Below are 13,104 nucleotides of genomic sequence, written 5' to 3'. Positions count from 1 at the left end.
AGAAGCAGACTCGGTAGGATCAAGCCCAGCAGAAGTAGGACTAGACAACAATGACACACATGCTGATAAGCCAATTATGCAGCTGTCTGGTATCATCCGAGAGTTTCCTGCTGGCGAGCAGACCATTAGAGTCTTGCACGATATCAATCTGACGATCAATCAAGGCGAGATGGTCGCTATCATTGGGCAGTCCGGCTCCGGTAAGTCGACGCTAATGAATATATTGGGCTGTTTGGATCAAGCAACGGCAGGGGATTATAAAATATATGGTCAGTCAGCAAGCAAGCTGGACGCTGATCAGTTAGCAGAACTACGCCGTGAGCATTTTGGCTTTATTTTTCAGCGTTATCATCTGCTTGGTGATATCAGCGCCAAGGATAACGTTGCCGTTCCTGCTGTTTATGCAGGCATGGATACTGAGGCACGTACCAACCGCGCCGAAAAGCTACTCACAGACTTGGGACTGGGTAACAAAGTTAATAACCGCCCCAATCAGCTCTCAGGTGGCCAGCAGCAGCGTGTTTCTGTCGCGCGCGCGTTGATGAACGGTGGTGACGTTATCTTGGCAGATGAGCCAACTGGTGCCTTGGATAGCAAATCCGGCGAAGATGTGATGGCGATATTGCATGATCTGAGCGCACAGGGTCATACCATCATCATGGTGACTCATGACCCCAAGCTTGCAGCTCAAGCTGAGCGAGTAATTGAGCTTAAAGACGGTTATGTTATTGCTGATTATAAGACAGAGCATTATAAGCACACACAGAAACAACCAGAGTCTATTTTGGGTGGTCATCGCAAAAGCGCGTTTGGTAGTTTTGTCGATCGCCTGCTTGAAGCCTTCAAGATGTCCTTGCTGGCTATGCGCGCGCACAAAATGCGTACCCTATTGACCATGCTGGGTATCATTATCGGTATCGCAGCAGTAGTCTCTATCGTTGGTCTCGGGCAAGGCTCTCAGCAGCAAATACTGGCTAATATCAGCTCTCTTGGTACTAACACTATCACTGTCAATGACGGCTACCCTAGAGGCGATCCTAGACGACGTTATAATGATGATAATCTCACACCGGAGGACGCCCAAGCTGTGGGCAATCAGCCTTATATCATCAGCGTCAGTCCACAAGTCAATGCAAGCTCTAGTGTGCGCTATCGTAGTGTACAAGAGGACGCTACCGTCAACGGCGTTGGTAAAGACTATCTAGAGGTCACTGGTGAGACATTGGCATTGGGTCAAGGGTTTGATGCAAAGAGCATCAACTTACGTAGCCAAGATATCATTATTGATGACAATGCCAAGCAAACCTTTTTCTCTGATGCTGACAATCCTATCGGTGAAGTGATTTTGATTGGTAGTGTGCCAGGTCGCGTGATTGGAGTACTTGAAGAAAGTGATGGTGGTTTTGGTCCAGATGTCACCACACCTACCATATACATGCCCTATACCACCGTCATGTCTCGTATTACTGGTAGTACCAATATCGACCGCTTTGTGGCTTTGTTAGACGATAGCATTTCTTCGAGCGCCGCCGAGACTGCCATCTCTGATCTCATAGAGAGTCGCCATGGCAAAGATGATTTTCAAATACGAAATTCTGACTCTATTCGTCAGACTATTGAGTCGACGACAGGCACGATGACTTTATTGATTTCGTCCGTGGCAGTCATCTCATTGATAGTTGGCGGTATCGGGGTGATGAATATCATGCTGGTTTCTGTCACTGAGCGTACCAATGAGATTGGCGTACGCATGGCGGTCGGTGCGCGTCAGAGCGATATCATGCAGCAGTTTTTGATTGAAGCGGTGTTGGTCTGTATTTTAGGCGGTCTCATTGGTATCGGACTGGCCTTTGCCATTGGTGAATTGATCAATAGTGTCGGCGGTGACAACTTTAAAGTCATTTACTCACCGACCTCGATTATTGCCGCTTTCGTTTGCTCTACCCTGATTGGTGTTGTTTTTGGCTTCTTGCCAGCTCGCAATGCAGCCAAATTAGACCCAGTGGAAGCACTATCTCGAGACTAATTACCACTTATTGATATGTTTTAGCCATGTCTAAAGCGTATCAATACCGATATAGCGCCAAAAATCTAAAGAAACTTAAATAAATGAACAATTTTATAAGAGATTTACACTTTTTTTATGGTTCGGGGTTGTAATTGTCATAATAATATATATAATGTGCTCTCACGTTTAGGGATACAAACACTTTAAACGTTAGGGCTGTTAGCTCAGTTGGTAGAGCAGTTGACTTTTAATCAATTGGTCCCGCGTTCGAGTCGCGGACAGCCCACCATATTTAGTTTAATCTTTATTGATCGTTCTGCCCTATCCGGCAGTAGGTCAATAAAGGTAAGTTTTAGAAATTTCTTTAGTTAGAATTTTTAATTGCAGTAAAATGCAAACCTAGTTTGGATATAGTGTTTTTAGAATTTACGACAATATAAATTCTCTTGCGCTCAGATGAGGCAAAACTTCATTTAATCCTTACTCAGGGCTGTTAGCTCAGTTGGTAGAGCAGTTGACTTTTAATCAATTGGTCCCGCGTTCGAGTCGCGGACAGCCCACCATATTTAGGAAGCCCAGTTACTATAATAGTAACTGGGCTTTTTTTGTCTGCGCTTTTATCTATCTACAATCACTTGTCTGATTTACGCTTAAAAAGTCGAGACTTATCCTTTCTGCGCCACAGTAGTTTGTGCTTGATCGTGTCTTTGATGGTACGTGGATGTTTAGGCGCTTGAGCAATAAAGGCATCAAACTCTGCTGTACTCATCGCCAACTCTCGACCATGCGCCATAAGCACCATTGACGGCTTCAATGCTTTTATTTTCTTTAGTGACTGCACATAGTCTACAGGGCTGTAGACAGGAAAAGGTGCTACGAACTTATGGCGCAATTTGATTATTAAGTCAGCCGTATATACTTGGCGACTGGGCAGATGAAACAACGACAAATCACGATCGGTATGCCCCGGCGTCTCCAATACCTGCCACTCATCAAACTCCGGGACCAGATCGCCATCTGTAACCGTTATATCTGGTTTGAGACTTGCAGAGTAGTATAGGTTTTTAAATTGGCGTCCTTGACGTCTGGCCACGTAGTATCCCAGATGTATATCTACGAAGTGCATCGCGCGTCCCCCAATACCGCCGTACCACTGACCTTTTTTGTCAGATGAGACGATGAGGCAACCGGTCTTTTGCCGAAACTTACGTGCACCGCCAGCATGATCAGGATGCATGTGCGTGACCACCACTACCTTTAGATCAGTTATGGGTCGCTTCAAGATCGTTTTGATGTAATCAAGCACCATCGGTACGTCCGCACGGCAGCCACCATCTAGTAGCATGATTTTATCTGGATACACCGCAAGATAAGTACTTTGGATGTACCCCTCTAAACGTATAATTTTGCATAGACTCATTGGCATTCCCTAGCGCATTCATTATTCTTATAAGTTTGTATATCGTAAACCTTATTTAGTATAGCGCCCACCACTCCAAATAAAATGCCTTTGAGTGAACGCTTGTGACTATAAAAACGCCTATAAATAGCTAAGCAAAAATGGCCTTGTCAATCGTAACCCTAAATGCAAAAAGCAAAAACCCAGCACTTTGACTGGGTTTGAGACGACATTCAATATGACTGTTCTATAGCGCTTTAGGTATGGTTCAAATAATAGCTTACACTACCTTTATTGAGACGTGCCCAGTGCGCTATATATAATTACGCGAGGTCGCGTACCTTTGGCTCACGCTCCCATAGACGAGTTTTAGCGTTTTCGATAAAACCATTTACATTATCAAGCGGCGTCACAAATGCATCTTTTTCGATAGGCAACTTGCTCAGAATATGCTCTTCGGTTGCAGGGCAATAAGCAATCGCTTTACAATGTGCATAAGCATCATTGAACCAGTCTAACGCCGCGCTATCCATTGCCAATTTCTTAGCTGGTGGATGCATTATAATACTGACAATGGCATCAAAGAGTACAGAAGGAGCACCAGCCAAACGCTCGTCAGTTTGGATCTTCGTGCCATCGTCTAACGTCACTTCTTTGTTAGGAGCAACGATCTTGACACTAGCGCCAGCGTCGACAGCCGCCTTTTCAAACTTCGCAACTTCGCTATGGCTAGAACCTTCAGCAACTAAAATACCAACCAAACGTCCTTTTAGACTCTTAGGACTGATACCGATAGTCTGAACAGCCTCAGAAGTACCTAAGTCTTGTACAGGTGCCGCAGCATCTGCAGGCTCTGGTAGATCCATACCTAGCGCTGTGGCCACACGATTGGCTAAATCTTCATCGATGTGACGCAGATGGCTAAGGGTACGAGTACGTACATGCGCGGTATCTACTTTGCCCAGCTCAAACGCATACGCAGAGGCAATATGTGCTTGTCCTGTCGCTGTCTGGCTGCGATAGAACATACGTGGTTGACTATAATGATCTGCAAAACTCTCTGCTCTTACGCGACCTTTTACACCATCGTCCAACCGTTCATGGAACGATTCAAATCCGCGTTTAACGCTTTCACGTGGACGTGTTGGATCCAGGCTTTGTGGCTCGTACATAACACGCGTTTTAGGCACTTGCATTTGCATATGACCATCTTGCTGATTATTAGCAAACGGACATTTTGGTGCATTGATTGGAATCTGCGCAAAGTTCGGTGATCCCAAGCGTGATAGCTGCGTATCTAAGTAACTGAACAGACGCCCTTGCAATAGTGGATCGTTACTATAATCAATACCTGGCACGACATGTGATGGGCAGAATGCGACTTGTTCTGTCTCTGCAAAGAAATTATCTACATTACGATTCAAAACCATTTTACCGATGATCTTTACAGGTACGGTTTCTTCAGGAATAAGCTTGGTCGCATCTAGATGATCGAACGGGAAGTTGTTTGCTTCTTCTTCCGTGAACAACTGCACCCCAAATTCCCATTCAGGATACATCTCATTGTCGATAGACTCGAACAAATCACGGCGATGATAATCAGGATCTGCGCCAGAGATTTTTACAGCTTCGTCCCATGTGGTCGACTGCACGCCCAGTACTGGCTTCCAATGGAAACGTACAAACGTGCTCTTACCTTCTTTATTGATCAAGCGATAGCTATGAATACCAAAACCTTCCATCATGCGTAGGCTGCGTGGTAGTCCGCGATCACTCATAAGCCAAATCAGATTGTGCATGGTTTCAGGGCTCAACGAGACAAAATCCCAAAACGTATCATGAGCAGATGCTGCTTGCGGGAAACCGCGATCTGGTTCAGGTTTTACGGCGTGAATCAAATCTGGAAATTTGATAGCATCTTGGATAAAGAAGATTGGCATGTTGTTACCAACGATATCCCAGTTACCTTCTTCTGTGTATACTTTTACAGAGAACCCGCGTACATCACGTGGCGTATCTTTTGAGCCTTTATTACCAGCCACCGTCGAAAAACGAGTAAACAATGGGGTTTGCTTGCCAGTTTCTGTCAAGATTTTGGCAGTCGTATACTCTTCTAACGATTCAGTCAGCTCAAAGTAACCATGGGCGGCACTACCGCGTGCATGGACGATACGCTCAGGTATACGCTCATGGTCAAAATGGTTGATTTTCTCACGCAGTACAAAATCTTCTAACAAAGTAGGACCGCGCTCGCCTGCTTTTAGCGAGTTTTGATTGTCACCAATAGCCACGCCTTGTTGAGTGGTCAAAACCTTGGTGTCGTCGCCTGCACGTTGATGGGTTTCCCCTCCATTACCGCGCTCAGTGTTCATGTCCTTTGCTGGGTCGGTATGATCGATATTCTTATTCATAAAAAATCCTAGCTAATAAGTAAAATGGTCTCTTATAGGACCATTAGAAATAGGTTTACAAAGGGTGCTGATTCCTTTGAGATAATAGTGACTTCATATGTCGGTTATTTCTCTGTGTTTTGCATGACCAATTATCAAAAAACATAAAAGAATAAAAGGCATACGGCTTATAGTACCCAAAAATTAAGTTGCATAGGTGGTGAACCTTGTTGATGTTTGGTTAAGGTTTACAGTCATCATAAATTCGTACTTTTGAGCTATCTTAGCGGTGCATCAACGTTAACAATAGAATCTTGTAATATAGTTATTGTTTCAGGTATGCTTTTGGAGAGTATTAGAGACAATCGATAAATACATTGGCATAGTTTTAGCCTTATATTTATCTTTTCATATGACTAATTTATATAACTATAAGGCCACCTACCATGTTACAAACTTTCAGCTCTGCATCCAAAAAACCTTATCGCTCGTTATTAATGGGTGCGTCAATGGGTTTGATGGCATTAACAGTCAGTCAAACGGCTGCTGCTATCACCACCAAAAATGTTACTTATACAGTGGAGAACCAAACTTACGAAGGTTATTACGCCAAAGCAGATAAGGCTAACGCGCCTTTTATCTTACTGATTCATGATTGGGATGGTTTAACTGACTATGAGCGCAAACGCGCTGACATGTTGGCAGCTGAAGGTTATAACGTACTGGCAGCAGATATGTTTGGGCAAGGCATTCGTCCTACCTCTGTTGAAGAAAACAAGCGTTTAACAGGAAAGCTATACGATGACCGTAACAAGATGCGCCGCATATTGGCAGGGGCATTAACAGCAGGACAACTACAAGGTAATGATGTGCGTAAAGGCACGACTATGGGGTATTGCTTTGGTGGTACGGTAGCGTTAGAGCTAGCACGCTCAGGCTTTGAGCAAAAAGCCTTTGTACCCTTCCACGGTGCCTTTGAGATACCAACAGGTCAGAGCTATGACAACACCACTGGAGAGATTTTAGTATTTCATGGCTCTGCCGACCAATCAGTCTCGCTAGAGAGCTTCGCCACTTTAGGCAAGACATTAGAAGCAGCTAAGATACCGCATGAAATGGTGACATACAGTGGCGCGCCACATGCATTTAGCGTGTTTGGTAGCGACAGATATGATGCTCGTGCAGACGAACGTTCTTGGAAACGCTACTTGGACTTTTTGGCAGAAGAATATAAGTAATATAGCTACGCAAATAAATATGTAGACGTAAAAAAACACCTCAATTAAGATCTGATAACGATCTATTGAGGTGTTTTTTTACAGCATCAGTTATTTATTATCAATGTTTTTGAAATACCAACAGCTGATTGTTAGCGGGCATCGTATAAGTATTTATAAGTTTTAAGTGATGCGAATTTGCTAAATGGACTACGTCTTCCTTATTCCGAATACCGCTATTAGCGTTGCCTGCTCTTAGCATCGTATCAAATCGTTGGTTGCCTTCACTGGTATATGTACCATGCTCGTTAAATGGACCATATACAATCAGCTTGCCATTAACAGATAGCGCATCACCAGCCAATGCAAATAAGCGCTCGACTAAACTCCAACTGATAATATGCAAGGTATTGGCAGTGAATATCGCATCATAGGGGCTGTCTGCACGACTACTGAAAGGTATCGCATCTGTATTCAAATCAAATGCCAATGGCGAATATAAATTAGGTGCAGGGTAAGCGTTGTGCCAAGCGACTATATGGCGATGATTACTGATCACATCACTCGTTTGCCACTGTATCTCAGGCAAGTTAGGCGCAAAATAAACGCTATGTTGTCCCGTTCCAGAGCCAACTTCTAATACATGACTAAAGCCTTGTAGCTCTGTTTGAAGTACTTCAAAAATAGGTTGTTTATTATTTTCACAGGCTTGAGAAAACGGCAAGGCAGTAATATCTACTTTGTTATTGAGATGATCACTTTTCATATTATCGTCATGCATCACTATCCTCCCAGACCGTTTATTATACTCTCAGTATTGATAGCTGATAGTAGTAGATTAACAAGCACTGTCTAATACTGACCTAATGACTACCAAACAACTTACAACTAGTAAATACCTGCCTCTACCCCAGCGGCCAGCGTCATAGCAAGCTCTTCTAGTTGCTCAGCAAAGCTGTCTTGCCAATCACCTTGTAGTATCAGCGCCTCTTGAATCCATGACCAACGTAGCCCCGTTGTAATCGTTTTTAGCGCAAGCTTGGTACCTGTACCGTCATGCCCTGCTCGTATATATACCGCAAATGGCATACCTTGCTTCTCTTCTAGCACTGGATAGTAGCAACGATCAAAGAAGTCTTTGGACAGCCCTGCCATATACGCTAGATTTTCAGTTGTGCCTAGCAGTAACGCATCCGCCGTCAATACATCTTCAGGCTGCGTATCCTGCGGAGATTTTAAGACAACAGTGATATCTATATCAGGATGATTAGCACCGTCAAAAGCCGCCTGCGCCAATTTCTGAGTATTGGGCGATGGTGCATGAGCAACGATAAGGAGAGTCTTAGTAGGCATATTAAGCGTCCGTGCCATTATTAAACACTAAATTTTGAGTAATGGCAGGATCCAAGCTATTGCTTACCGGACAGGTCAATGCAGTCTTATAAAATCGCTTTAAGGTACTTTCATCCAATGCTTTTGAAAAATTAACTATTACATGTATTTCACTTACCCTCCTCGGTTTGGCAGCCATGACTTTGGTAACTTCTGCGGTCGTACCTGAAATATCCATATCCATCGCTTCAGCTTTGATACCAATGATCGTTAAGATACAACTGCCCAAACTGGTCGCTAGCAAGTCAGTCGGAGAAAACGCTTCGCCCTTACCGTGGTTATCCGTCGGTGCATCCGTGATGATTTGATTATTCGACTGTAAATGGATAGCTTGGGTACGTAAATTACCTTGATAGGTTACTTTTGAGGTGGTCATGGGGTTCTCTTTGGTAGTTGTTATCGGACTACTAGTTCTCGATAGAATATTGTTTTTCGACTATAAAGTTAAGTGCACTATTTAAAATAACATATTTAAGACTAATTCAATTGCTCGATATTATTACTAGTACCTGCAACATAAATAAAAAAGGCTATTACTCTGGTTGCTTGGCAGTTAAGCCAAGCGCCAACGATGGCATAACATGACGACAGAGCAGCAACGCGGGGTACTAAGGTTTATCGCTGGACGTAAGCTGCTTATTGAGCTTATGCGACTGCGTAAAAACGAGCAATTAGGATTTTATTTTGAAGAAGATGTTGAGATGGGTGACTCGTCTTGAATCAAAATTACTACTTTGCCAAATTACTCTAAAATCTCTCTCTTTAGAATCTCTAACTCAGCTATAGTTTTTTCTGGAATTTTATCATTAATTTTGATAATTTCCGCTCTACTAGATTTCATCTTATTGAGTGCTTTGTCGGGCTTAGAACACTCATATACCTTATTGCTTTTATTCTCCAAAAAATAGTATCTGATTACCGGCGAATTTATATTTGAAAAATTAATAGCTACTATCACATAATCAGATCTTACTTTAGTAAAGTCTTCTCCTAAGTAAATAGCACGCAATTTTCCCCAATAAAACCTTGGAAATAACCCGTTATAAGATAGTAACCTTTCTCTAATTGAAGCAAAAGAGCTGTACCGGAGCAATGACAGATTAATTGCATTAAACTCCTGAATATAGTCGAATATAACCATATCATTATTTAAGCTTACGGTTGACGTCATTTTATTATTATTGGCTATCTTCCCTAGTTTAGATTCCTTAGCTAGGTTAGGAAGATCAACTAAAGGCATGGTATAGAGTAGTCCATCAAACCCATCCATGTTTTTAAATTCAGTAATCATATTAAGTTCGTTACTAACCACTATACAAGTTACTTTTTTATGAGGAAATAGTTTTTCTAAAAGAGTTATTTTCCGATAACCCTCTGTTCTAAGTTTGCTCACGCTTGTCGGAGTATTGGATAAAGTACATTCGTAAATAAAAACTTCACTTTCACCTATCACTATACAGTCAAATTCGGCAAGAGATATTTTATTACTATTGTATAAAATACTCCCCTTCGAATCACAGTAGAAGCCTGTAGTTATATGTTTACTACTGTTTTTTGAGGCATAAGGCCCTTTTGCAACAACGTTCAATCCTATTTCAGAAAATTTGCAGATATTGATAACAATATACTCAACGAAAGAGGCTTCATATACTTGCCCTTTAAAGTTCATCATTTTCCAATGATCAGTGGGATTTTTTAAATAATTTCTGCTATTGCTATAGGAATACTTGTATAAACTCAAAAGATGACCTTATTTATATATTGAAATTTATGACTGATCTTGAATACACTGGAAAAGAATAAGTAACAACCTTTTATTAAATTTAAAACGGAACATCGCTGTTAAAATTATTTGCTAGTTTAGAAACTTTAGCTTGAAGAATATCTTCGTTTTTCAAGAGCTCATCTACACCTAACTCAGTAATTGAATAAGCATAAAAATCGTAACCATCCTGATGATCCATCTCTATAGATTTACTTATTAGTCCCATACGCTCCAATTTAACTAGTGATAGTTGAACAACGGCTTCATTCGTTTCACGAAAACTATTAAATATTCTATGAAAAGGTAAACCGATAGGATCAGCAATACGACTTTGGAGACAAGACGCTAAAAGCTTATAATCCTGTTCCTTTAGATTATAGCTCACAGGATTAGCAATAATTGCTCTAGATTCTGAAAGACTAGCGTAATTTATAATTTCTAATCTCTCTACCTCAGATTTAATCAAAAAACATGCTCTATTAGTTGCAGAAACTAAATCTTCATCAGAACGGTTCGCATCGAAGTCTGCAGGAGTTACTCCTAATAAATCAGTTGGTAAGTGCATTTATACACCACGTGGCTTTAGAATAAAAGAGCGAGATTTTCCAATTGCGCCAACAAACAAACCCATTTCGAATATCACGTTATCTCTGACCCCATGTTCATTTCTGTTTCTGATCGTAACAATATCGTCAGGTGCAAAGATAAACAAAGCAAAATCTACAGTCGATGATTTTTCTACTAAATCCTCAATCGTTGAAGACGATAGTTTAAAAGCACCATTTGTCCAAATAGTAACTTCAAAGTCATGATCAAGATTGGCATTAACAGCCTCGGCAATTTGGAGACTTTCAACCGAGGAGGCAATAAATAATCGTGGTTTTCTCAACTCATAATCTCCATAGTTCATTAGTTCCTAAAAGGTTATTAACTTACAATTGTAGATAGTATTAATGCTAAAATGTATGATCTACCATCTTCTTAAAACATGAGTATTTTTGAAAGCCAAACTTTAGATAAAGACAATCTCCTTTTCAATTTGATAAAGAAAGGATTTACCTTAAACCCGCTAATAGACTACTTCAGCAATCTCTTTAGGCCTCCCTTTAGTAGCATAATGTCCTCTACCTTCTTATACTTCTACCGTTTTTCCCACTTACTGTCTACGAGGTTATACACCACATCATTATCATGAGGCATAATGTTTGCTTTTAGCTGAAACGACTCTCCACCCATCTCTCTCCAGCACTCCGAAAACCACTGAATAAGCTCATCAATGGCGATACTCCATGGGTCAAAATCTTCATCCTGATTAGTATATTTCTCTTCAAGCTCATAAGGGTAGACATGCTCTATCTCCAGCAACTCTGGATCAACAGGAGAAGGATATTGAGCCTCATCGTTGATATAAACGAAATGCTCAGAATCATCTGAATCCATAAAGAAAGCCCTGACTGGGAACCCTTGCGTGAAACCATCCGCAAATATTTCAAACTCTAGACTGATCACTTCTTTTGGATAATCATATTCGATTAGTTCTTTTAAAACTGGTTTTATACTCGCGGTGAGTCCATGTAGATGTTCTTGAACTTTCTCTGAAAATTCTTGCTCGATGTTCATTTCATTCTCTTTTTATAGTATTACTTCAATTAGACTAAATTATAGGATACAAAGTGTGCTGTATATTGACATGTCTTTTCAACATATGAAATCTCGGATGAATTTGCACCTATTCTGGTTAGTGTTTATGTCTTATCTATAAATAAAATCAAATAGCAAAAACCCAGACCTAGAATATTGGTCGTAACGGGATTAAATGCACCTATCAAATACATTGGACTTGCTACAGCTACAAAGAGTAGTAGCAAAAGTAGAATAGTCGCGGCTATATACACAGGAGTGTTGGACTCATTGAGAAATATGATTGCACAACCCAAAACTATCTCACCAATACCCGCTAATGGTGAGGCTATCTTGGCAGATATACCAAGACCACTAATCGAGACCAAGTGTACTTCGACTGCACTCAACCATAATATTTTGGGAACCAAACCGTGATAGATAAATAAAAATCCCAATAGCACTCTACTAATCAACGAGACATGAGCAAGCTTATCTTTTTGCATTCAAAAAACGTGCCTCATTCTCTGGCAATGGTAGAGCACAGTAGTCATATTTACCAAACAGACGATAACGATTCAATGCGATACGGTCATACATCCAATCTCGTATATGTGTTGGAATAATCTTAAAAATACAAACCCCTTTCCATGGATAACCTAATTTTGACATTACTTGAAAAAAAGCATCACTCTTTTGGAAGGACTGGTTACCTTCTACATAGAGCATGGTTTCATAAGCGTCAGTAGGTAGCCCAAAATAAAGCAGTATTGCTTGGCCCTCTTCTGATTGCACACTGCACAATTTGAAGGTCTGCTTGCTATCATACTTAAGGATAAAATTACTCCATACGTTACATAGCTTACAAACGCCATCGAAAAGAATGACTTTATCTGAGACAACAACATTGGGAGGGAGTTTATCAGCACTCATTTTTTACTCTTTCAAATAACCACTTATTGTTGAGTGAATTTAACACTAATATGGATAAGCAACAATCTAAATATAGAAGTAGAGTATAGTCTGATAATTTCTAATAATAGATAGCTAAAATTGGATCAATAAAAAAAATCAAAAAACAAGAGATGTAATAATGCGAAATATAGATAGAGAAAGTGATTGAATAGCATTAGCTAATGAAATGACTATATTAAAGATAAAAAAGACAAACAAAGAAAAGCCCCCATTGCGTTAGCAAAGGGGGCTTTTACTTTAGAATAGAGAGCTGACGATGACCTACTCTCACATGGGCGAACCACACTACCATTGGCGCAACGATGTTTCACTTCTGAGTTCGGGAAGGGATCAGGTGG

General features: G+C 41.0%; 14 protein-coding genes, 2 tRNA genes and 1 rRNA gene. 5 read left to right on the top strand and 12 right to left on the bottom strand.

What is annotated here, in order from left to right:
- Nucleotides 1-76: 76 nt before the first annotated feature.
- The 3 genes from NJD71_RS00080 (at nt 77) to NJD71_RS00070 (ending at nt 2,571) form a co-directional block, all read left to right on the top strand.
- On the top strand, nt 77-2,026 hold the full coding sequence (locus NJD71_RS00080) for a MacB family efflux pump subunit (protein ID WP_319050411.1): 1,950 nt from the start codon (nt 77-79) through the stop codon (nt 2,024-2,026).
- Nucleotides 2,027-2,221: 195 nt separating this feature from the next.
- Nucleotides 2,222-2,297: transfer RNA gene (locus tag NJD71_RS00075), tRNA-Lys, on the top strand.
- A 198-nt stretch (nt 2,298-2,495) separates the two neighbouring features.
- A tRNA-Lys gene (locus NJD71_RS00070) sits at nt 2,496-2,571 on the top strand.
- Between the two features lie 68 nt (nt 2,572-2,639).
- Here NJD71_RS00070 and NJD71_RS00065 read toward each other — a convergent pair.
- Both NJD71_RS00065 and NJD71_RS00060 read right to left on the bottom strand, forming a co-directional pair.
- On the bottom strand, nt 2,640-3,428 hold the full coding sequence (locus NJD71_RS00065) for an MBL fold metallo-hydrolase (RefSeq protein ID WP_319049899.1): 789 nt from the start codon (nt 3,426-3,428) through the stop codon (nt 2,640-2,642).
- A 302-nt stretch (nt 3,429-3,730) separates the two neighbouring features.
- Complete coding sequence (locus NJD71_RS00060) at nt 3,731-5,818, bottom strand: catalase (protein WP_319049898.1); 2,088 nt, start codon at nt 5,816-5,818, stop codon at nt 3,731-3,733.
- A gap of 425 nt (nt 5,819-6,243) precedes the next feature.
- Here NJD71_RS00060 and NJD71_RS00055 point away from each other — a divergent pair, with 425 nt between their 5' ends.
- The gene (locus NJD71_RS00055; RefSeq protein WP_319049897.1) at nt 6,244-7,035 is read left to right on the top strand and encodes a dienelactone hydrolase family protein; all 792 of its coding nucleotides are present in this window, start codon (nt 6,244-6,246) and stop codon (nt 7,033-7,035) included.
- A 100-nt stretch (nt 7,036-7,135) separates the two neighbouring features.
- Here the strand turns inward: NJD71_RS00055 and NJD71_RS00050 are convergent, their stop codons facing one another.
- The 3 genes from NJD71_RS00050 to NJD71_RS00040 all read right to left on the bottom strand — a co-directional run bounded on the left by NJD71_RS00050 (nt 7,136) and on the right by NJD71_RS00040 (nt 8,782).
- Nucleotides 7,136-7,795 (bottom strand): DUF938 domain-containing protein, encoded by a 660-nt coding sequence (locus NJD71_RS00050; protein WP_319049896.1) that lies wholly within the window; start codon nt 7,793-7,795, stop codon nt 7,136-7,138.
- A 107-nt stretch (nt 7,796-7,902) separates the two neighbouring features.
- Complete coding sequence (locus NJD71_RS00045; protein ID WP_319049895.1) at nt 7,903-8,367, bottom strand: flavodoxin family protein; 465 nt, start codon at nt 8,365-8,367, stop codon at nt 7,903-7,905.
- Nucleotide 8,368: 1 nt separating this feature from the next.
- The gene (locus tag NJD71_RS00040; protein WP_319049894.1) at nt 8,369-8,782 is read right to left on the bottom strand and encodes an OsmC family protein; all 414 of its coding nucleotides are present in this window, start codon (nt 8,780-8,782) and stop codon (nt 8,369-8,371) included.
- A 205-nt stretch (nt 8,783-8,987) separates the two neighbouring features.
- Here NJD71_RS00040 and NJD71_RS00035 point away from each other — a divergent pair, with 205 nt between their 5' ends.
- Nucleotides 8,988-9,125: a hypothetical protein gene (locus tag NJD71_RS00035; protein WP_319049893.1), complete on the top strand. Its 138-nt coding sequence runs from the start codon at nt 8,988-8,990 to the stop codon at nt 9,123-9,125.
- A gap of 23 nt (nt 9,126-9,148) precedes the next feature.
- Here the strand turns inward: NJD71_RS00035 and NJD71_RS00030 are convergent, their stop codons facing one another.
- From NJD71_RS00030 to rrf, 7 genes are all read right to left on the bottom strand, one after another.
- On the bottom strand, nt 9,149-10,147 hold the full coding sequence (locus NJD71_RS00030) for a hypothetical protein (protein ID WP_319049892.1): 999 nt from the start codon (nt 10,145-10,147) through the stop codon (nt 9,149-9,151).
- 82 nt (nt 10,148-10,229) lie between these two features.
- Nucleotides 10,230-10,736 carry a hypothetical protein gene (locus NJD71_RS00025; RefSeq protein ID WP_319049891.1) on the bottom strand — a complete coding sequence of 169 codons (507 nt, stop codon included), beginning with the start codon at nt 10,734-10,736 and terminating at the stop codon, nt 10,230-10,232.
- Nucleotides 10,737-11,081 (bottom strand): nucleotide-binding protein, encoded by a 345-nt coding sequence (locus NJD71_RS00020; RefSeq protein WP_319049890.1) that lies wholly within the window; start codon nt 11,079-11,081, stop codon nt 10,737-10,739.
- A gap of 230 nt (nt 11,082-11,311) precedes the next feature.
- The gene (locus tag NJD71_RS00015) at nt 11,312-11,791 is read right to left on the bottom strand and encodes a hypothetical protein (RefSeq protein ID WP_319049889.1); all 480 of its coding nucleotides are present in this window, start codon (nt 11,789-11,791) and stop codon (nt 11,312-11,314) included.
- Between the two features lie 125 nt (nt 11,792-11,916).
- Nucleotides 11,917-12,297, bottom strand: coding sequence for a DoxX-like family protein (locus tag NJD71_RS13960; protein WP_442967623.1), 381 nt, complete (start codon nt 12,295-12,297; stop codon nt 11,917-11,919).
- On the bottom strand, nt 12,284-12,724 hold the full coding sequence (locus NJD71_RS00010; protein ID WP_319049888.1) for a thiol-disulfide oxidoreductase DCC family protein: 441 nt from the start codon (nt 12,722-12,724) through the stop codon (nt 12,284-12,286). The genes NJD71_RS13960 and NJD71_RS00010 overlap by 14 nt, the downstream gene beginning before the upstream one ends.
- A 290-nt stretch (nt 12,725-13,014) precedes the next feature.
- Nucleotides 13,015-13,104, bottom strand: a 5S ribosomal RNA gene (gene rrf / locus NJD71_RS00005); the annotation flags it as partial.

This window comes from Psychrobacter sp. PP-21, from assembly GCF_033790785.1.
Taxonomy (GTDB): domain Bacteria; phylum Pseudomonadota; class Gammaproteobacteria; order Pseudomonadales; family Moraxellaceae; genus Psychrobacter.
Note: the sequence above shows the minus strand (reverse complement) of the source record. Positions and strands in the feature narration are given on the sequence as shown.

Excerpts from the sequence above, each read along its gene's own strand:
- NJD71_RS00065 (WP_319049899.1), bottom strand. The coding sequence starts at position 3,428 with ATGAGTCTATGCAAAATTATACGTTTAGAGGGGTACATCCAAAGTACT.
- NJD71_RS00025 (WP_319049891.1), bottom strand. The coding sequence starts at position 10,736 with ATGCACTTACCAACTGATTTATTAGGAGTAACTCCTGCAGACTTCGAT.
- NJD71_RS00015 (WP_319049889.1), bottom strand. The coding sequence starts at position 11,791 with ATGAACATCGAGCAAGAATTTTCAGAGAAAGTTCAAGAACATCTACAT.
- NJD71_RS00080 (WP_319050411.1), top strand. The coding sequence starts at position 77 with ATGCAGCTGTCTGGTATCATCCGAGAGTTTCCTGCTGGCGAGCAGACC.
- NJD71_RS00040 (WP_319049894.1), bottom strand. The coding sequence starts at position 8,782 with ATGACCACCTCAAAAGTAACCTATCAAGGTAATTTACGTACCCAAGCT.
- NJD71_RS00020 (WP_319049890.1), bottom strand. The coding sequence starts at position 11,081 with ATGAACTATGGAGATTATGAGTTGAGAAAACCACGATTATTTATTGCC.
- NJD71_RS00010 (WP_319049888.1), bottom strand. The coding sequence starts at position 12,724 with ATGAGTGCTGATAAACTCCCTCCCAATGTTGTTGTCTCAGATAAAGTC.
- NJD71_RS00060 (WP_319049898.1), bottom strand. The coding sequence starts at position 5,818 with ATGAATAAGAATATCGATCATACCGACCCAGCAAAGGACATGAACACT.
- NJD71_RS00055 (WP_319049897.1), top strand. The coding sequence starts at position 6,244 with ATGTTACAAACTTTCAGCTCTGCATCCAAAAAACCTTATCGCTCGTTA.
- NJD71_RS00050 (WP_319049896.1), bottom strand. The coding sequence starts at position 7,795 with ATGCATGACGATAATATGAAAAGTGATCATCTCAATAACAAAGTAGAT.
- NJD71_RS13960 (WP_442967623.1), bottom strand. The coding sequence starts at position 12,297 with ATGCAAAAAGATAAGCTTGCTCATGTCTCGTTGATTAGTAGAGTGCTA.
- NJD71_RS00035 (WP_319049893.1), top strand. The coding sequence starts at position 8,988 with ATGACGACAGAGCAGCAACGCGGGGTACTAAGGTTTATCGCTGGACGT.
- NJD71_RS00045 (WP_319049895.1), bottom strand. The coding sequence starts at position 8,367 with ATGCCTACTAAGACTCTCCTTATCGTTGCTCATGCACCATCGCCCAAT.